The organism is Caballeronia sp. S22 (assembly GCF_964261745.1).
Classification (GTDB): Bacteria; Pseudomonadota; Gammaproteobacteria; order Burkholderiales; family Burkholderiaceae; genus Caballeronia; species Caballeronia jiangsuensis.
Genome location: NZ_OZ180038.1, coordinates 766,809 through 785,838, shown reverse-complemented (window position 1 = coordinate 785,838; position 19,030 = coordinate 766,809). Strand labels below are relative to the sequence as shown.

Here is a 19,030-nt window from a genome sequence, read left to right as displayed (position 1 = left end):
CTTCGCGTGAACACCGGCATGTCGCCGGCCCAGTGGCATTGATGGACGGCGCGAGCCGTCGGCAACGAGGAGTTGTACATGTCGCAAGCAGAGCTTCACACTGGCCCGGCATTTCCGCCGCGCGCCGGGCATTCGACGGCATCCGACCGTGGCGATGCGTGGAGCGGGAACGTGCCCGTCGAGGAGTTCATCGACGCGCACCGCTTCTCGCGCTTCCAATGGACGTTGATGGGCGTGTGCTTCCTGATCGTGCTGATCGACGGCATGGACACGGCGGCCATCGGCTATATCGCGCCGGCGCTCGTCAAAGGCTGGGGCATCACGAAGGGCGCGCTCGCGCCCGTACTGAGCGCCGCCCTCTTCGGGCTCGCGGCCGGCGCGGTCATCTCCGGCCCGGCGGCGGACCGCTTCGGGCGGCGCGCCGTGCTCATCGCCGCGACGGCTTTCTTCGGCGCGATGAGTCTCGCGACCGCGTTCAGCGGCTCGATCGAATCGCTCGTCACGCTGCGGTTCCTGACGGGCATCGGCCTGGGCGCGGCGATTCCCAACGCCATCACGCTCGTCTCCGAATACGCGCCCGCGAAAAGCCGCGCGATCATCGTCAACACGACGTATTGCGGCTTCACGGTCGGCGCGGCGCTCGGCGGTTTCATCTCCTCGTGGCTGATACCCGCGTTCGGCTGGCATAGCCTCTTCGTCGTAGGCGGCGTGCTGCCGCTCGTGCTCGCATGCTTCGTCGTGATGCTCGTGCCGGAATCGGTGCGCTATCTCGTCGGACGCGGCGCGCCGAAGGAGAAGATCTGGAAGCCGCTCTCGAAGATCGCGCCGCTCGATCTCGCGCGCATCGATTCGTTTCGCCTGTCCGAGCGCGCGCAGACGCACGCGAAATCGTCGGTCGGCGCGATCCTGTCGCGCAACTATGTCGTCGGCACGCTGATGCTGTGGCTCGTGTATTTCATGGGCCTCGTCATCTTCTATCTGCTGATGAGCTGGATGCCGCTGCTCATGAACGAAGCCGGCTTCACGCCGGAGCGCGCCGCCCTGCTCACCGCGCTTTTCCCGCTCGGCGGCGGCATCGGCACGATCGCGTCGGGATGGCTGATGGATCGCTGCAACGCGAACGTCGTCGTGATGCTCGGTTATCTGCTGACCGCCGTGTTCATCTTCGTGGTAGGTCAGGCGATCGGCAGCATCGGTCTCGTGAGCGCCGTGATCTTTCTCGCGGGCACGACGATGAACGGCGCGCAATCGTCGATGCCCTCGCTCGCCGCAATGTTCTACCCGACGCAAAGCCGCGCAACCGGCGTCTCGTGGATGTACGGCGTTGGGCGCTTCGGCGGCATCACGGGCGTCGCGCTCGGCGGTCTCTTCGCGCAATGGAAGCTCGGCCTGCCCGCCGTCTTCGCGCTGCTCGCGGTGCCATCGGTGATCGCCGGCATCGCGCTCTTCGTCAAGCTCAAGGCGCATCCGGAAACGGAACACGCCTGATTTTCCGCGGGCCGCCGCATGACGGGCGGCCCGCTTCATTTACCGTAACGACAGGAAGCACCCATGACTCAGGAACTGGAATCGTTGACCGGCAAGCTGCATGGTCTGACCGCGGCGATCAGCGTGATCGCGGCGGCGTTGCCGCAACAGGCATCGGCGGATGTGCAGGAGACGCTGCGCGAGATGATCGGCGAAACCGCGTCGTCGGACTTGCCCGGAGCAACGCTCGCATCGATGCATTCGACCATCGCGCAGGTCATCGAATCGATGGAAATCGGCCTGCGACGCTGACGTTTTTCAGGCGGCGCGCGCGGTGCGGGCCGTCTTCGGCCGGGCCTTCTTCGCACTCGCCGATGGCGCGCTCGCCTGCGCCTCCAGACCGCCGACGATAAAGTTCGTCAACTGTTCGAGCGTCTCGTTCGCATCCCACGGATCGCACGCGCCCTTGGCGAGCACGTCGAGACGATGGGTGTCGGAGAACGCGTAGAGATATGCGCCGATCATCATCGTCACGCGCCAGTAGAGATCTTTCGCGGGGAGGCCGGGCAGCGCGGCGCGCAGGGCTTCGACGTAGGCATCGGTTGAATCGCCATATGCGGTGCTGCGCAGGCTATACGAAATTTCGGGCGGCTCCGTATGCAGCCGCGCTTGCAGGCGAATGAACGCACGCCCGCCGTCGGTCTTGCGCAGCGCGACGAGCGGCAGCAGAAACGCGCGCACGATGTCGCGCACACTCGCATCCTTTCCTTCGGACAGTTCATGCAGGAGCGTCACGCGCTCCTCGGAGATGAGCATCGCGCGGCGCAGGAACACCTGCTCGAAAAGCTGCTGCTTCGTGCCGAAGTAGTACGTGATGAGCGCCTGCGTGACACCGCACGACGCGGCCACTTCCTTGAGCGACGTGCCCGCGTAGCCGCGCTGCGAGAAATCCACCTCGGCTGCATCGAGGATGTTCTCGCGCTGATTGATGTTGCCCGTCGGGCGGCCGAGCCGTTTGCGCTTGCTCGACGCGCCATGTGCGCGGACGTGAGTGGTGTCGTCTTTCGTCATGCCTGGGCGGTGCTGCCGATGAAGTGAGAAGCCGCGTCCCGCTCGCGGCCCGGATCGCTTCCTATTTTACGGGCGTTTCAGGCATGCTCCAGCGAATTCGTCTGAAGCGCTGGTTCTCGAGTCGTTTTTTTAATCGTGTGGCTGCTGGCGGCGTCGATGTGACGCGTTCGATCTCGTCCGATACGAGCGACGGTGGCCCATTGTCCGTTCGACCGGCCGGGCCACCGAAGCCTGCGCTAGTTGCAATATCCCTGCGATCCGAACGTACCGCCGCCCGGCGCCGCGCCGCTGCACAGCGTATTCAACAGCGATGCGATGTTGCCCGATCCGTAGTTGCCATAAGTCGCGTTTGGATACTGCGTGTTCTGACGAAACTGCGACGCGTAGTTGTCCTTGTTCGCGTTCGGATCCGCCGATCCCCACGAGGTCACGCCGACGATCGCGAGCGTCGATGAATTGCCCACCGCCGCGCCGCCGGACAGGACCGCATCGCGCGCCCGGAAGTTGACGATCCACGGACCGCCACTCGCGCCGCCCGTGAGATTGCTGCCCTGCCAGAGTTGCGATGCGCCGCTGACCGTCGTCGTATAGGTCGGGCCATCGGTGCGCTGCATGATCGCGCCGCCATCGATCAATGCGGGATAGCCGAAGGTCGTCACGGCAGCGGTCTGAAGATTGCCGGTCTTTGCCGTCGATATGAAGGAATAGTTGTTATAGCCATAGTTCAGATAACCGGTGATGTCGCCGATGAACTGATTCGATGCGTTCTTCGCTATCACGATGACCGCGATATCGTTGTTGCGCGCCGAGCCTGATCCGGTGTCGGTGCCGTTCGCCCACGTCGATGGCCGGACGAGCCCGGCCCAGGTCCATGTGCCATAAGGCGCGATCTGGGCGGCGGTGGCTCCGGAAGCGCCGTAATGTCCGGGTCTGAACTGCCAGCCCGAGTACAGCGTATTGCCGCTGCCGAACGCCTGAATGCAGTGCGCCGCCGTGACGATCACGCTTCTGCGAATCAGGCTCGCGGTGCAGTATCCGGCCGAGAACGTGAGTTTGCCGATCGCCCGATACGGATAGGTCGTGCTGAGGTAATTCGCGCTCGTGGTACCGGACGCGCTCTGGTTGCCGTCCTGCACGCGGCCGGTCGTATAGGGGATGCCGAAGTCGCCATACGCTCTCGTCTGCGCATTGCTCACGATGCCGGTCTGCGTGTTCACGCCCGCGGGATATGGCTCCGGGCCGGTGTTCGGGACGATCGTGGATGTATCCGGCGGCAGAAGCACATTGACGACCGGCTTGAGACTCGATATATCCGGCGCTGCGTCGCGCGATGCCGCCGGATTCGTATTCACGATGACTTCATCGTCCGCATGTGCGACGTTGGCGCTCGCTAACGCCAGTGCGACTACCGCCGTCGCCTCCACGCAGGCGACTCTTTTCGATCTTTGCATGACACCCTCCGGTTGATGGATACGATGTGTCGGATGAACATCGATCTTCAGTTGTTTTGTATTCCTAATTCTTATGAACATCACTTTGCCGGCAATCAGTGCGACGTTCGTGGTCTGATTCATCGGATGCATGCGGGTCGTCATCGTCTCGTTTCGAACGAAGAAAGCCCGGCTCCGGCACGCGCTTAACTTCGACGAATTCGGGCGCGCCGCGCAATACGATCAGGAAAGCGAACAATAAATAACTCTAGTTCAAATTTTCGCTAACCTCGATCTCGCCTATTTGATCAGCGGATAGGGGCGGTGATTTGTGGCCTCATCGAGAATTGCGGTTCATCGCACAGAGTGCGCTTGACGACACTCCTTCCATACAGATAGCCTACATCCAGCTTTCGAAACAAGCCCACAAGAAGCGCCTCGCATGCGGGGCTTCGGCGCACGCCGCTTCTTCGATGTTCGACGCGCACGGTCGCGATGGCCGTCATTCCCGGCCATGACTTCGGCGAGCGAAGCCGCGACGGGCGCAACCATTCCGGCTCTCCTGATCGTCCGCAAACGTTCTCTGCGCGCTCGCGCACGGCGCGAAACGACGACGCCCTCGTCTCCGGTTCAGTACCGCACAGAAGGCTGCGTACAGCCTGTCATTCTTGCCCCACATCGCGTTTGACTCTCCAGGTGGACGCGTGGCGAAGAAACATTACAAGGGGCACACATGAGTAATCCTAAAAAATTCAAATTGAATACCGCGATCAAGCTGAGTGTGATCGTGATCGCGGCGGCCATGTCGAATTTCGCGTCGGCGCAAACGGCGGGAAATCCTTGCGGCAACCAGACTTCCGAGGGGTGTGTGCCGGTCGGCCCGAGCGCCGTGATGACGGTTGCAGCGATGGATTCGTCGACGAGCGTATCGCCGTCGACGGAACCGACGGTCGACACGGTGTCGGCGGTCGTGCCCTTGCTCCAGGGCGGGCGCGGCGGCGAGGGATCGGCCGGGGTGAGCTCGGGCGGCGGCAATTCGAGCGGCTCTGGTTCGGGGACCGGATCCGGCTCGGGCACCGGCTCGGGCCAGGGTTCGGCGAGTAGCGGACCGGGCTCGACGGCGGGTGCTGGCGGCACGAACTCGGGCGGCGGCAAGGGTACGGGATCGACGGGAAGTGGAAACGGCAGCTCGGGGCCGGGCGGTGGCAATTCCGGCGGGGATTCGGGTGGAGATTCGGGCGGCGACACCGGTGGCGACGGACATGGCCATGGTCACGGACATGGCCACGGTCATGGCGATGGTGACGGTGACGGCGATGGTCACGGACATGGTCATGGCCACGGTCATGGCGATGGCGACGGTGATGGCGATGGTCACGGACATGGCCACGGTCACGGCGATGGCGACGGTGATGGCGATGGTCACGGGCATGGTCATGGCCACGGTCACGGTGATGGCCACGGCGACGGTCACGGCGACGGTCACGGCGACGGTCACGGCGACGGTCACGGCGATGGCCACGGCGACGGTCACGGCGACGGTCACGGCGATGGCCACGGCGACGGTCATGGCGATGGTCATGGCGATGGTCATGGTGTCGGCCACGGCGACGGTCATGGCGATGGCCACGGCGATGGCCACGGCGACGGTCATGGCGACGGTCATGGCGATGGTCATGGCGATGGTCATGGCGATGGCCACGGCGACGGTCACGGCGACGGTCATGGCGATGGCCACGGCGACGGTCATGGTGTTGGCCACGGCGACGGTCACGGCGACGGTCACGGCGATGGCCACGGTCATGGCGACGGAGACGGCGGACACGGACACGGCGGCATCGGCCATGGCGATGGTGACGGCGGACACGGACACGGTGGTGCTGGCCATGGCGACGGTGGTCACGGCGATGGCGGTCACGGCAACGGCTCGCCTGGCGGTCATGGCGGCGGCAGCGGCTCAGGTAGTGGCCACGGCGGTGGCGGCAATGGCGGCGGCAACGGCGGCAACGGCGGTGGCGGCGGCAACGGCGGTGGCGGCAACGGTGGTGGTGGTAACGGCGGTGGCAACGGCGGTGGTGGCCATGGCGGTGGCGGCAATGGCGGCGGCGGTAACGGCGGCGGCCATGGTGGTGGCGGTAACGGTGGTGGCGGCAATGGCGGCGGCAACGGCGGTGGCGGTAACGGCGGTAACGGCGGTGGCGGCAACGGCGGTGGCGGCAACGGTGGTGGTGGTAGCGGCGGTGGCAACGGCGGTGGTGGCCATGGCGGTGGCGGCAATGGCGGCGGCGGTAACGGCGGCGGCCATGGTGGTGGCGGTAACGGCGGTGGCGGTAATGGCGGTGGCGGTAACGGCGGTGGCGGCCATGGTGGTGGCGGCAACGGCGGCGGCGGTGGCGGTGGCGGTGGCGGCCATGGTGGCGGCGGCAACGGCGGTGGCGGCAATGGCGGCGGCGGCAACGGCGGTGGCAATGGCGGCGGCGGTAACGGCGGTGGCGGCCATGGCGGTGGCGGCCATGGTGGTGGCAACGGCGGTGGTGGCAACGGCGGTGGTGGCAACGGCGGTGGCGGCAACGGTGGTGGCGGCAACGGCGGCGGCGGCAACGGCGGCGGCGGCAACGGCGGCGGCGGCAACGGCGGCGGCGGCAACGGCAACGGCGGTGGCAACGGCAACGGCGCTGGCGGCAACGGCAGCGGTGGTCACGGCGGCGGTGGCAACGGCGGTGGCAACGGCGGCGGCGCAGGCGGCAACGGCGGCGGTGGTCACGGCGGTGGCGGCAACGGCGGCGGCAACGGCGGTGGTAACGGCGGCGGCAACGGCAACGGCGCTGGCGGCAACGGCGGCGGCAACGGCAACGGCAACGGCGCTGGCGGCAACGGCGGCGGCCATGGCGGTGGTCACGGCGGTGGCGGCAACGGCGGCGGTGGCGGCGGTCACGGCGGCCGTTAATCAAGCAGCGCAGTGCAAGGAAGAACCGATGTCCCTCCCGGGGCATCGGTTTTTTTTCTTCGAGGCGCCGGATCGCAGGCCGATCCTCATCCCCACGACAATCGGCGGGATCATCGCGACGCGCGCAAACTAGCCCCTTTCACCCGAGAGAAAGGACCCCGCCATGCCCGCCCGCATCCTCGATCTGAACGGTCGCGTCGCCCTGGTGACCGGCGGCTCACGCGGCATCGGCCGCGCGATATCGCTTGCCCTCGCGTCTTGCGGCGCATCGGTGGCGGTCAACTATCGGCAGCGCGAGAACCAGGCCGCCGATGTCGTCGCGGAGATCGAACCCCTCGGCGGCCGCGCGCTCGTGGTACGCGCCGACGTCTCGCTCGGCAGCGACGTCACCACGATGATCGGCGACATCGAACAGCGCCTCGGCCCCGTCGACATACTCGTGAACAACGCGGGCACCGCCACGATGATCGACATCGACGATCTCACCGAGGCCGAATTCGACCAGACGCTCGCCGTCAATCTGAAGTCGGCATTTCTGTGCACGCAGGCCGTGCTGCCGGGAATGCGCTCGCGGCGCTGGGGCCGCGTCGTCAATCTGTCGTCGGCGGCGGCGCGCGGGCCGGGTCTGGTGGGCATTCACTACAACGCATCGAAAGCCGGCCTCGAAGGCCTGACGCGCGGCTATGCGGCCAGGCTCGCGCGCGACGGCATCACCGTCAACGCCGTCGCGCCGGGACCGATCGACACCGAAATGGCCGGGCCGCTCAAGGCATCGAATGTCGCGGAGAGGCTGCCCGTCGGCCGGCTGGGAGAAGCGAGCGAAGTCGCGGACGTCGTGATGATGGTCATCGGCAATGCATTCATCACCGGGCAGACGATTCCCGTCAACGGCGGCGCGAGTTTCATCTGATCAGCGCACGGACTGGAAGCTCGCGCGAATCTCCTGCGCGAAGCGTTGCGGCTGTTCCCACGCCGCGAAGTGTCCGCCCTTGTGAATCAGCTTCGGGTACGCCAGAGCGAGCCCGTGTAGTGCGCGAGCCGGGTTTCCACATCCGCATTCTTCTGCAGGCCGAGTTCCATCAACTGGGCGATTTTTTCCTGCGCCGCGGGACGGCCGACCGACGCGATGAAGGCGTCCCACTCCGGCGCCACCGATGCATCCGGCGGCAAGGTCTGCGCATTGACGTGCTGCTTGATCGCCGCGAGCGATTGCTTGTCGAACAGGCTGATGCGTGTCGCGAGGCCATCGACGAAATCGTCCAGTTCATTGTCCGGCATCGAGCGGTTGACGTAACCGTAGCGCTCGGCGAGGCCGCCGTCGAAGTCGTTTCCGCTCGTCAGCACTTCGAGCGCGCGCCCGCGGCCGATGAGCCGCGACAGCCGCGTCATCGGTCCGCCGCCGGGAACGAGCGCGGCGCCGATTTCCCATTGCGACAGCAACGCCTTCTCATTGCTCGCGAAGCGCATGTCGCTCGCCAGCGCCAGTTCGCTGCCGACGCCGGATGCGCGTCCGCGAATCTTCGCGATCGAAATCACCGACAAGCGCCCGATGCGCACCAGCATATCCGGCAATGGCGGCATGCCCGTCGGTCCGGGCGGCATGCTCGTGGTCACCTCCAGCGGCGGCACGAAATCGTAGTGAGTGAGGAAGAAGCCGGGCACCGCGCTTTCGAAGACCACCACCTTGACGTGCGGATCGCTCTCCAGCGCGTCAACGACCTGCGCGAGCTGCGGCATCGTATCCGGCCCGAAGATATTGAAGGGCGGATTGTCGATGATCACGCGCCAGTATGACGCGCTCGAAGGTTCGATCCTGATTTGCGCGTTCGCACTAACCTGGGTCATGTCGCTCTCCATGCAAGCAGTAATCGGTCCATGCGCGCTAGCCGCGCAGCACCTTCAGAAGGTCCTGTGCCGCGCTTTTCGACGAGGCCGGATTCTGTCCCGTGACGAGACGGCCATCGATGATCGAGAACGGCTGCCAGTCATCGACTTTTTCAAAGCGTCCGCCGAGGCGCTTCAGTTCGTCCTCCACGAGAAACGGCACCACGTTCGTGAGTTGCACCGCCTCTTCCTCCGAATTGGTGAAGCCGGTGACGCGCTTGCCCTTGACGAGCGGCTCGCCGTTCGCTTTGACGTGACGCAATACGCCCGGCGCGTGACACACGAATGCAACGGGCTTGCCGCTGTCGTAGAAGCGCTCGATCAGCGCGATGGATCGCGGGTCCTCCGCGAGATCCCACATCGGTCCGTGGCCGCCCGGATAGAACACGGTGTCGTAGTCGTCGGCGTTCATCTCGGAGAGAAGCGCGGTGTTGGCGAGCACGCGCTGCGCGGCGGCATCGCCCTTGAATCGCTCGGTCAGCTCGGTCTTGCCTTCCGGCGTATCGCTCTTCGGATCGACGGGCGGCTGGCCGCCCTTCGGCGAGCACACCGTAATGTCGACGCCCGCATCGAGAAATGTGAAGTATGGCGCCGCGAATTCCTCCAGCCAGAAGCCGGTTTTCCTGCCGGTGTTGCCGAGCTGGTCATGCGAAGTCATCACCATCAAAATTTTCATGGTCGCACCTGCCTCGAAAAAAGGTCGCAGTTGCCACGCTGTCTCGTGGTGAAAGCACTATAGGTCGCGAATCGGCGCTCCGCGCGGTGAGACCATACCAAGGTATAGGGTTCTATACGCCGTCGCCGGCTGATGATTCGCACTACTGCGATCGGGACGGATGCGCACAGCACATTTATGCTGTCCATACGAAATTGCATCGGCAATCGCTACGGTCAGGCGCCACAACTCGGAAAGTTTTTGCGGTCGATTTCTGCTAGAGCGGGCCGTCATTGCCATGACGAAACGAGTCCGCTCCTCAAGCGACGTGCGCCGCCAATCGGCAAGCGAAGAAAAGGTCGATGCAAGCGTGTTCCGCGCTCATCCATTCAGCTTTTCTACAGATCATTGCCCTGCGTTGCCTGCTGGACAGGAGGAAACATGGTCCGGAGCGTGCAATCCACTTCAAACAAGGCGAACACCGAGAACGAGACGCCCGTGGTGTATGTCGTCGACGATGACGAGTCGATCCGCTTCACCTTGCAGAGCCTGATCCTCGATGTGCATCCGAGGCGGCCCTGGCGGACGCGGACAGGTCATGAGAAAGATGGCTTCGCGCTGCCATCCCGATCTCGTCAGGAAAGCAGAGGCGCTGGGCATCGAACCTTCTTTCACACGGACCGCGCCCCTGAACGGAGCGCGTTGCTAGTCCAGCGGCGCAACGGCGGCCGGTGGCCCGATGTGCGTCACGACTCCCTTGACCCCCGGCGCGTTTTCGGCGGCTACGCGAATGGCGTTGACTTCGTCCTCGCTTGCGACACGGGTCCATAAATGCACGGTCCCGTTCTCCACGATCACGTTCTCCCGGGCAAGCGCCCAGGGATGATCCGCCATCGCCGCAAGGACCGCTTCGCGGATCGAGTGATCGCTGATGTCGGCATCGACGGGCAGTTCGGGCGCCATCGTCACGAGGGCGCGAATCAGATTGGCGCGACTCACGACGCCGACGACCTTGCCATCGCGCACCACGGGCACGCGCTTGATCCGCTTGCGTTCGAGCAACTCCGCAATGTCGGCAACCGGACACGTTTCGGTCACGGTCGTGACGTCGGTGCTCATCACATCCCCGACCTTGCGCGCATGCTCCTTGACATACTGGCTCGCCAGTTCACGCGTCGATGCAACCAGTTCGAGCCACCACGCGCGGTGCTTGACGCCGGTCCCGATCTCCGCGCGATGCATCAGATCGCCCTCCGTGACGATGCCGAGCAGCTTGCCGTCCTCGTCGATCACGGGCATCCCGCTGATGCCCGCGAAAACCATCGTTCCGGCCGCTTGTCGCACGGACATGTCGGGGGTGGCGGAAACGATCCGCGTCGTCATGATGTCGGCAGCTCGCACGTTCATCTCCTTCCGGGAAGACAGCAGAGTTCTGGATATGAGCGATGACGCCAGCGGCGTCCGCTTATGGGTCTGGTCCGGCACGACGCCTTGAACGATACAACAGATCCCGCTGCAGTACATTTTCCCGACCCGTGCTTTCCAAGGCCGAGCCCTCCGCGTAGACCGCCAGACAATGGGTCTGACTCGTATGAAGTAAGTTTTTCTGCGACCGCTGTGCAACGAAAGATTTTTTTACTGTGACAGGGATTTACATTCATCTCATAAGACGATAACCTTGCTGCCGTCAGTCAGGTTTCGGCAAGCGTTGCCGAATGTTACGAAAGTACTTTGAAATATTCGGTATTTTCGACCGAAATTGCGAAGATGTTGCCTGATTCCAGACCGACGCTGCCTTCGAACTGAGCTGGTTTGTCATTTCGTAAGGCCCATGCGAGCAAGCGCAATCGTTTGCTCGACTCCGCCATCCGGAGCGCTCGCTGTTTTGCGCACCGGACCGATCAGTGACTCCGCGCTGTTGAGTTTGCCCCTCCACGCCCCAATTCCGGCGTCGGGCAAGCGGACTTGCATTGATCATGTAGTTTGGATGACTAATTAGTGTCATTCCGACGACAGCATGGTTTGCCGCGATACGCATCGTGAATTACTGAGCAGGTCCGGAAGCGTTTCGGATTTTACGAGCCTTACGCTAATCAATTTGCACTACTAACTGCAATGACGAATCGAAATCTCACCACTCATCGCAACTTCAACATTTTCTCGGCGCGCAAGGCCGCGGCGATCGCGACAGCGCTTCTCACGAGCGTGCTGCTCGCCGCCTGCGGAGGCGGCGATGACAGCGCCCTGGGCGACGCGACCGCCAAGAGCGCCGCGCCCGAGTCGACCGCGAAGGCCGCGACCAGCACGTCCATCTTCTACGGCGCGAACGGCCGGAACACGAATGGTGGCGGGTACGACGCGACGCCCGTGGCGACGCAGCTCGCGCAGTTGAAGGACATCGGTGCGACGATCTATCGTAACGACGTGTACAGCCTGAGCTCGGCGAAGGTCATCGCAAAGATGGCGCAGACGATGGCAGCGAGCGGCGTGACCGTGTACCCCGTGATCCTGCTGGGCACCGGGTTCAACAACGAGCAGGACGCTTACAACGCGGCCTACACGCTCGGTCAGCAGGTCGCGGGAACCTACAAGTACAAGTATTACGAGGTCGGCAACGAGCTCGAGGCAGGCGCGCTCAACGGCAACGTCGACGGCACGAGCTGGACGCACTACAAGAACCAGCCCTACGTCCTCGCGCGCGGCGTGATTCGCGGTCTGATCGCGGGCGTGAAGTCGGTGGACGGCTCGGCGAAGATCGTCGTGAACGGCACCTGGCTGCACTACGCGTTCTTCCAGATGCTGATGGACGGCTCGCAGCCCGACGGCACGCGCGGCCACCCGACCGTGAACTGGGACATCACCGCATGGCACTGGTATTCGAATCAGAACGACATGACGCATGCATGCGGCGGCACGGGCTGCTACGACATGCTGGGCATCCTCCATTCGTTCGGCAAGCCGGTGTGGATCAACGAATTCGGCGTGCGTCCGAACTACGGCACCGATCAGCAGATCGCGAATTACATGGCCGGCAATATGATGATGGCGCAGTTCCAGAGCGTTGCATCGAAGTACAACATCCAGTCGATCCAGGCGTTCGAACTCTATGACGACGTCGAAGGCAACTTCGGTCTGATGAAGTCGGACGGTCAGACGACGAAGGCCGCTTACTGGGCGTACAAGAACTTCGTGGCCGGCCACCCGATGTAAGTTGCGCGGGGGTTTCGTCTCCCCCGCTTCCGGCATGTCTTCTCGAGCGACCCATTGTGGTCGCTCGTGGCGTTTTGGGCCTTGAAAATAGGCACTTTCCCCGATCCGACCGTTCCGCGCTTATCGGCGCGACGATATGACTGGTATTCAGTCGCAGCGCCTTGCCGGCGATTGCCGTCCGCCCTAACCTGCATGAGAGCCAGCCCTTCGGATCGTTGCCGGGCCGGCCATTTTCATCGATCCATACACCGCCTGTTCTTCCCGTTGCGGAAGACGCAGGTCCTATTGGAGAAGATATGCGCGGCAACCTGCAATCCGTCATCGAACGAGACGAGCCATTCGTCGGCATGCCTCACCGTGCCCAGCACGATCGCGTGCGATCCATTCTTTATTGCCGCGGAACGGGCGCCGCGTCGATCGCGGGAATCGCGAGGCGGCTTGCTTCGGCGGGGCGCAAGTTCGAGGTGCATACCTTCGCGCGATCGGCCGAGCGCACCGTGCTGCTGGAAGCATTCGACGCGCTTCGCAGTCACGGCAAGGTCTATCATCATTTCGACCTGCCGGATGATCTGTCCGCGCAGAAAAGCGCCTTCGCGATGAGTCCGACTCACGCGAGCACGCAGATTTACTGCAGCGGCCCGCCCGCGTTCACGGATCTGGTCGAGCGTCACGCACGCGACTGGGTGTATGCGGCCAACATCCACAAGATCGTTCTCGACGACCACACCGCCTAGTCAGCGAGCCGCGCCGGATCGAGGCCCAGCGCCTGCGCCAGTTCGCGCGGCGATCGCACGACCTGTGCTTGCGCGGGAAAGAGCGCGGCGCCTTCATCGTCGAAAGGCCATGCCAGAACACGCATATGCGCGGCGATGGCCGCGTGCGCGCCGGTCGGGCTGTCTTCCACGGCGATCACCTCTTCGGGCGCGAGACGCAACAGCCACGCCGCGCGCTCGTATGGCTCGGGGTTCGGCTTGCCGTTGCGCACATCGTTGACGCTGATGGTCACGAGCGATGGCTCCTCGATGCCGAGCGCCCGCAGATTCGCTTCGAGCAGCATGCGCGATGCATTCGACACGATCGCCTGCGTGATGCCCGCGGCCTTCGCCGCGCGATACACCTCCAGCGCGCCCGGTCGAGGCACGAGCGCGGGCGCACCGTCGAGATAGGCGCGCGCGCGAAACGCCGACCAATCCGCGTAATCCACCGACAAGCCGAAGCGCTCGCAACAGAGCGCGTGCACTTCGCGTCCCGTCTTTCCGAAGATGAGCGGATGCATCTCCTCGCCCGCCTCCACACCATGACGCGCGAGCGCCGCGATCAGCGTGCGCAAATGCAGCGACTCGCTTTCCGCGAGCGTGCCGTCCATGTCCCACAAAATGGCTTTGATCAAAGCTTGAATCTTCCTTGTCGTTCGGGTGCGTTCAGCGCGCAGCCTATCACGGCGTAGTCGCTGCACGCATGGCCCTCATCGCGCTGCGTGTTGCATTTATTTATACGGCCATATAATATCTGCTGTGAATTCACACGACTTCACTTTCGGAAGGACGAGATCATGAGCAGAACACTTCGCGTCGGCGTGATCGGCGGGGGAATCGGCGGCGTGGCCCTGACGGGCGCACTCGCGCAGCAGGGAATCGAGGTGCGGCTTTTCGAGCGCGCGAGCGTTTTCGGCGACGTCGGCGCGGGCATTCAGATGACGCCCAACGCGGTGAAGGTGCTGCAGGCGCTCGGTATCGGCGATGCGCTGCGCGACGTCGCGTTCGTGCCGCAAGCGATCGTCGGCCGCAACTGGGAGACGGCGCGGGAGAATTTCCGCATCCCGCTCGCATCGGCGTGTCCGGAGCTGTATGGCGCGCCCTTCTATCACGTGCATCGCGCGGACCTGCATCGCATTCTGACGACGCTCGTGCCCGCCGATGCCGCGCGTCTGTCGACGAGCTGCATCGGCGTGCGGCAGGAAAAAGACGCCGCCGTCGCCGTGTTCGAAGACGGCAGCGAGTTCGAAGCGGATCTGATCGTCGGCGCGGACGGCGTGCGCTCGATCGTGCGTTCGACACTGTTCGGCGAGGAAGCGCCGCGCTTCACCGGCAACATGTGCTTCCGCGCGGTCGTGCCGTTCGATGAAGCGCCGTCCTTCGTCAGCCCGGATTCGTCGTTCTGGCTCGGGCCGCATGCGCACGTCGTCACGTATTACGTGCGCGGCGGCGCGGCGGTGAACATCGTCGCGGTGGCTGAGACGCAAAGCTGGGTCGAGGAATCGTGGAACGCGAAATCGAGCCGCGACGAATTGCTCGCCACGTTCGAAGGCTGGCATCCGAACCTGCAGCGTCTGTTCGAGCGCGCGGAATCGGTCTTCAAATGGGGCTTGTTCGATCGCGATCCGATGCGCACCTGGTCGCGCGGCAACGTCACGCTGCTCGGCGACGCCGCGCATCCGATGCTGCCCTTCCTCTCGCAAGGCGCGGCGATGGCGATCGAAGACGGCTACGTGCTCGCGCAATCGCTCGCGGCGCACGGCAAGGACATCGGCGGCGCATTGCGCGAATACGAAGCCGAGCGGCTGCCACGCACGAGCCGCGTGCAGCTCGAATCGCGCGAGCGCGGCCGCACGTATCACCTGCCGAGCGCATTCGCGCAGAGAAAGCGCGATCTGATCTACAAGTTCAAGTCGTATTTGAATCCGCAGGCGTCGGGCATTCAGGCGAACTGGGTCTACGCGTACAACGCAACCGACTTCGCGCCACGCGCAGCTGTGTCCAATGTTCCCCTGGAGGTCTGATATGTCGATCAGGACTTATCGCATCGGGCAGATCGTCCCGAGCTCGAACACGACGATGGAAACCGAAATCCCTGCGATGCTGATGGCGCGCCAATCGATCGAGCCGGAGCGCTTCACGTTTCATTCGAGTCGCATGCGCATGAAAAAGGTCGTGAAAGAAGAGCTCGCCGCGATGGATGCCGAATCGGACCGCTGCGCCGTCGAGCTTTCCGATGCGCGCGTCGATGTGCTCGGCTATGCGTGTCTCGTCGCGATCATGGCGATGGGGCGCGGGTATCACCGCGTATCGCAGGCGCGTTTGACGAAACACACGGCAGAGAATGGCGGCGCGGCGCCGGTCATCACGAGCGCGGGCGCGCTGATCGATGCGCTCAAGGTGATGAAGGCGAAGCGCGTCGTGGTCGTAGCGCCCTATATGAAACCGCTGACCGAGCTCGTCGTTGATTACATCCGCAACGAAGGCTTCGAAGTGATCGACTATCGTGCGCTGGAAATTCCCGACAATCTCGATGTCGCGCGTCACGATCCGCGCAATCTGCCCGGCATCGTGCAATCGATGAACTACCAGGACGCCGATGCGATCGTTCTCTCCGCGTGCGTGCAGATGCCTTCGCTGCCTGTCGTGCCGATGGTCGAAGCATCGACCGGCAAGCCCGTCGTAACGGCTGCGATCGCCACGACCTACGCGATGCTGCGCGAACTGGATCTCAGGGCGATCGTGCCGGGCGCGGGCGCGTTGCTGTCCGGGGCGTACTGAGCGATGGAATCGACCTTTCTCTACGGCGCGAGCGTCCACGCGAACGGCATTCGTCAGCACTATCTGCGCTATGGCGGCGCACGGGAAGGGCGCGATGCGATCGTGCTCGTTCCCGGCATCACGAGTCCGGCGGTGACATGGGGCTTCGTCGCGGAAACGCTCGGCCGTCAGTTCGATACGTACGTGCTCGACGTGCGCGGCCGCGGCCTGTCGGAAGCGTCATCGACGCTCGATTACAGCCTCGACGCGCAGGCCAGCGATCTCATCGCGTTCATCGAAGGAATTGGCCTGAAGCGCGCGAGCGTGCTCGGCCATTCGATGGGCGCGCGTATTGCCCTGCGCGCCGCGCGACAGGCGAAATCGATCGCGCGGCTCGCGCTCATCGATCCGCCCGTGTCCGGCCCCGGCCGACGCGCGTATCCCGCGCAGCTTGCGTGGTACATCGATTCGATCGCGCTCGCACGCAAGGGCATCGACGCGGAAGGCATGCGCGCGTTCTGCCCGAGCTGGACGGACGAGCAATTGCGTTTGCGCGCGCAGTGGCTGCACACCTGCGACGAACGCGCGATTCGCGCGAGCTTCGAAGGCTTTCACGCCGACGACATTCACGCCGAAATGCCCCACGTCCGACAACCCGCGCTGCTGATGACAGCGGGAAAAGGCGACGTGATCCGTGACGAGGACATCGCCGAAATGCGCGAGCTGATGCCGCAACTCGAAGTCGTCAACGTGCCGGACGCGGGCCACATGATTCCGTGGGATGACGAAGCAGGCTTTTATCGCGCGCTCGGTTCGTTCTTCGGCGCACCGCTCATCTGAGGCGACACATCATGCCAATCAGCGATTATCAATTGATAGAAGCGTGGAAAACGGTCCTCACGCTGTCGCGTCTCGAACCGGGGCAGACGGTGACCATCCTTACCGGCGCGGCGACGCATCCGCAAACGCTCGCGTGCGCATTGATCGCGACGCAATCGATGGGCGCGATCGTCAACCGGCTCGATCTTCCGCCCGTCAACGGCGAAAAGGCGCTGAGCCGCGACGCCCTCGCCTATCTCGGCGAAACGCCGCTCACCGGCAACCGCGCGGCCATCGCCACGTTGAAGGCGAGCGATCTCGTGCTCGATCTGATGACCCTGCTCTTTTCCCCCGAGCAGCACGAGATTCTCGCGTCGGGCACGAAGATTTTGCTCGCCGTCGAACCGCCGGAAGTGCTCGTGCGCATGACGCCGACGCTCGCCGACAAGGAGCGCGTGCTCGCCGCTGCAATGCGCATCGGACATGCGCGCGAGATGCGCGTCACATCGAAAGCGGGCACCGATCTGCGCTGTCCGCTCGGCGAGTTTCCCGCGATCGCGGAGTACGGTTTCGTCGATGAACCCGGCCGCTGGGATCATTGGCCGAGCGGCTTCGCGCTCACGTTTCCGAACGAAGGCGGCGCGAACGGGCGCATCGTGATCGATCGCGGCGACATTCTTCTGCCGCAAAAAAGCTATTGCTCGGAGCCGATCACGCTGACGGTCGAAGGCGGCTATGCGCGCAGGATCGAAGGCGGCGTGGATGCGGATCTCCTGCGCGAATACATGCTCTCCTTCGACGATCCCGAAGCCTTCGCGATCTCGCATATCGGCTGGGGCCTGCAAAAGCGCGCGCACTGGTCGACGCTCGGACTCTACGATCGCGAAGCAACGCTCGGCATGGACGCGCGCGCGTTCGACGGCAACTTCCTGTTCTCGCTCGGACCAAACAACGAAGGCGGCGGCACACGCACCACCGCATGCCATATCGACATTCCCTTGCGCCGCTGCACTGTCTCGCTCGACGGCGTTGACGTGGTTCGCGAAGGCAAGACCATCGAGGAAACACGATGAAGGAAGCAATCTATGCGCGTCAGGGCTTCGGCAATGACTTCGACATCGACGGACCGTTCGGACTGCTGATCGTTGATTTCGTGAATGGCTTCGCGGACCCCGCCGTGTTCGGCGGCGGCAATATCGCCGAGGCGATCGAGCGCACCGTGCCGCTTCTGCACGCGGCGCGCGATCTGCGCTGGCCGGTGGCGCACAGCCGCATCGTCTATGCCGACGACGACTCCGATGCGAACGTCTTCTCGCTCAAGGTTCCCGGCATGCTGACGCTGAAGGAGCATGCGCACGACAGCGCGATCGTGCCGCAGCTATCGCCCGAATCCGGCGAGCTCGTCGTGCGCAAGAACGTGCCGTCGGCGTTCTTCGGCACGTCGCTCGGAAGCTGGCTCACGATGCGCGGCGTGCGCACGCTCGTCGTCGCGGGCGCGGTGACGAGCGGCTGCGTGCGCGCGAGCGTCGTCGATGCGATGCAGTACGGCTTTCGTCCGGTGGTGCTGTCCGATTGTGTCGGCGATCGCGCGTCCGGTCCGCACGACGCCAGTCTCTTCGACATGGCGCAAAAGTATGCGGCGGTAATGTCGTCGGAAGAATTGCTTAGCCGCGCGCGTCGTTCTCCGGCACGCAAGTGAAGGAGACTGTCGACGTCTGCTCTTCCAGCGAGCGCACGCCGCTCGTCGCTTCCGATCTGATCGCGACCCGCTGCGAACGCTGCTTGCAGTAATCGCTGGCGGCGTCCATTGCCGCGTTGCGCGCGGTCACCCATGACATGCGCGTGCCGGTCGCCTTGCCGGTGACCGTGTAGGTGTCGGGATGCGCGCCGGCCGTGACGCCGTTCGTCGTGCCGCATGCGGCGAGCAGACAGGCAAGCGCGAGCGCCGCGAACGCGCGCGGCATCGAACGTATTGATATTAGGTAAGAGAACATGCTTGTGGATCGCGAATTTTGAGATCGATCCGAATGGT

General features: G+C 64.1%; 19 protein-coding genes. 11 read left to right on the top strand and 8 right to left on the bottom strand.

Annotated features, from left to right (window positions below):
- Window positions 1-78: 78 nt before the first annotated feature.
- Together ACEN42_RS30265 and ACEN42_RS30260 are read left to right on the top strand one after the other, a co-directional pair.
- Entirely contained in the window at window positions 79-1,488 is a 1,410-nt protein-coding gene (locus tag ACEN42_RS30265) for an MFS transporter (protein WP_371883369.1), read from the top strand.
- Window positions 1,489-1,551: 63 nt separating this feature from the next.
- Window positions 1,552-1,779, top strand: a complete 228-nt coding sequence (locus ACEN42_RS30260) for a hypothetical protein (protein ID WP_238210749.1) — start codon at window positions 1,552-1,554, stop codon at window positions 1,777-1,779.
- Window positions 1,780-1,785: 6 nt separating this feature from the next.
- Here the strand turns inward: ACEN42_RS30260 and ACEN42_RS30255 are convergent, their stop codons facing one another.
- The 3 genes from ACEN42_RS30255 to ACEN42_RS30245 form a co-directional block, all read right to left on the bottom strand.
- A complete protein-coding gene (locus tag ACEN42_RS30255; protein WP_371883368.1) occupies window positions 1,786-2,538 on the bottom strand; it encodes a TetR/AcrR family transcriptional regulator in 753 nt (250 codons plus the stop codon).
- A gap of 236 nt (window positions 2,539-2,774) precedes the next feature.
- The gene (locus ACEN42_RS30250) at window positions 2,775-3,989 is read right to left on the bottom strand and encodes a serine protease (protein WP_371883367.1); all 1,215 of its coding nucleotides are present in this window, start codon (window positions 3,987-3,989) and stop codon (window positions 2,775-2,777) included.
- Window positions 3,990-4,598: 609 nt separating this feature from the next.
- Window positions 4,599-5,123, bottom strand: a complete 525-nt coding sequence (locus ACEN42_RS30245; protein WP_371883366.1) for a hypothetical protein — start codon at window positions 5,121-5,123, stop codon at window positions 4,599-4,601.
- 107 nt (window positions 5,124-5,230) lie between these two features.
- Between ACEN42_RS30245 and ACEN42_RS30240 the strand changes: the two genes are divergently transcribed.
- Window positions 5,231-7,048, top strand: a complete 1,818-nt coding sequence (locus tag ACEN42_RS30240) for a hypothetical protein (RefSeq protein WP_371883365.1) — start codon at window positions 5,231-5,233, stop codon at window positions 7,046-7,048.
- Between the two features lie 30 nt (window positions 7,049-7,078).
- Window positions 7,079-7,825 carry an SDR family NAD(P)-dependent oxidoreductase gene (locus ACEN42_RS30235; RefSeq protein ID WP_371883364.1) on the top strand — a complete coding sequence of 249 codons (747 nt, stop codon included), beginning with the start codon at window positions 7,079-7,081 and terminating at the stop codon, window positions 7,823-7,825.
- Between the two features lie 86 nt (window positions 7,826-7,911).
- Here the strand turns inward: ACEN42_RS30235 and ACEN42_RS30230 are convergent, their stop codons facing one another.
- The 3 genes from ACEN42_RS30230 to ACEN42_RS30220 all read right to left on the bottom strand — a co-directional run bounded on the left by ACEN42_RS30230 (window position 7,912) and on the right by ACEN42_RS30220 (window position 10,855).
- Window positions 7,912-8,760 carry an enoyl-CoA hydratase/isomerase family protein gene (locus ACEN42_RS30230; RefSeq protein ID WP_371883363.1) on the bottom strand — a complete coding sequence of 283 codons (849 nt, stop codon included), beginning with the start codon at window positions 8,758-8,760 and terminating at the stop codon, window positions 7,912-7,914.
- A 37-nt stretch (window positions 8,761-8,797) separates the two neighbouring features.
- Complete coding sequence (locus ACEN42_RS30225) at window positions 8,798-9,475, bottom strand: type 1 glutamine amidotransferase domain-containing protein (RefSeq protein WP_371883362.1); 678 nt, start codon at window positions 9,473-9,475, stop codon at window positions 8,798-8,800.
- 684 nt (window positions 9,476-10,159) lie between these two features.
- Complete coding sequence (locus tag ACEN42_RS30220; protein WP_371883361.1) at window positions 10,160-10,855, bottom strand: CBS domain-containing protein; 696 nt, start codon at window positions 10,853-10,855, stop codon at window positions 10,160-10,162.
- Window positions 10,856-11,569: 714 nt separating this feature from the next.
- On the opposite strand from ACEN42_RS30220, the gene ACEN42_RS30215 reads away from it, so the two are divergent.
- Complete coding sequence (locus ACEN42_RS30215) at window positions 11,570-12,664, top strand: glycosyl hydrolase (protein ID WP_371883360.1); 1,095 nt, start codon at window positions 11,570-11,572, stop codon at window positions 12,662-12,664.
- Window positions 12,665-12,960: 296 nt separating this feature from the next.
- Window positions 12,961-13,398: a hypothetical protein gene (locus ACEN42_RS30210; RefSeq protein ID WP_238210758.1), complete on the top strand. Its 438-nt coding sequence runs from the start codon at window positions 12,961-12,963 to the stop codon at window positions 13,396-13,398.
- Here ACEN42_RS30210 and ACEN42_RS30205 read toward each other — a convergent pair.
- On the bottom strand, window positions 13,395-14,054 hold the full coding sequence (locus ACEN42_RS30205; RefSeq protein WP_371883359.1) for an HAD family phosphatase: 660 nt from the start codon (window positions 14,052-14,054) through the stop codon (window positions 13,395-13,397). The genes ACEN42_RS30210 and ACEN42_RS30205 overlap by 4 nt on opposite strands.
- A gap of 162 nt (window positions 14,055-14,216) precedes the next feature.
- On the opposite strand from ACEN42_RS30205, the gene ACEN42_RS30200 reads away from it, so the two are divergent.
- From ACEN42_RS30200 to ACEN42_RS30180, 5 genes are read left to right on the top strand one after another with little or no spacing between them, the layout of a single operon-like run.
- The gene (locus ACEN42_RS30200; RefSeq protein WP_371883358.1) at window positions 14,217-15,443 is read left to right on the top strand and encodes an FAD-dependent monooxygenase; all 1,227 of its coding nucleotides are present in this window, start codon (window positions 14,217-14,219) and stop codon (window positions 15,441-15,443) included.
- A 1-nt stretch (window position 15,444) separates the two neighbouring features.
- Window positions 15,445-16,200: an Asp/Glu racemase gene (locus ACEN42_RS30195; RefSeq protein ID WP_371883357.1), complete on the top strand. Its 756-nt coding sequence runs from the start codon at window positions 15,445-15,447 to the stop codon at window positions 16,198-16,200.
- Window positions 16,201-16,203: 3 nt separating this feature from the next.
- A complete protein-coding gene (locus tag ACEN42_RS30190) occupies window positions 16,204-17,019 on the top strand; it encodes an alpha/beta fold hydrolase (RefSeq protein WP_371883356.1) in 816 nt (271 codons plus the stop codon).
- Between the two features lie 11 nt (window positions 17,020-17,030).
- Window positions 17,031-18,071 (top strand): 2,5-dihydroxypyridine 5,6-dioxygenase, encoded by a 1,041-nt coding sequence (locus ACEN42_RS30185; RefSeq protein WP_371883355.1) that lies wholly within the window; start codon window positions 17,031-17,033, stop codon window positions 18,069-18,071.
- Window positions 18,068-18,697: an isochorismatase family protein gene (locus tag ACEN42_RS30180; protein ID WP_371883354.1), complete on the top strand. Its 630-nt coding sequence runs from the start codon at window positions 18,068-18,070 to the stop codon at window positions 18,695-18,697. Before ACEN42_RS30185 ends, ACEN42_RS30180 begins: the two co-directional genes overlap by 4 nt.
- On the opposite strand, the gene ACEN42_RS30175 is transcribed toward ACEN42_RS30180, so the two are convergent.
- Window positions 18,663-18,962 (bottom strand): hypothetical protein, encoded by a 300-nt coding sequence (locus ACEN42_RS30175; protein WP_371883353.1) that lies wholly within the window; start codon window positions 18,960-18,962, stop codon window positions 18,663-18,665. The genes ACEN42_RS30180 and ACEN42_RS30175 overlap by 35 nt on opposite strands.
- Window positions 18,963-19,030: the final 68 nt, after the last annotated feature.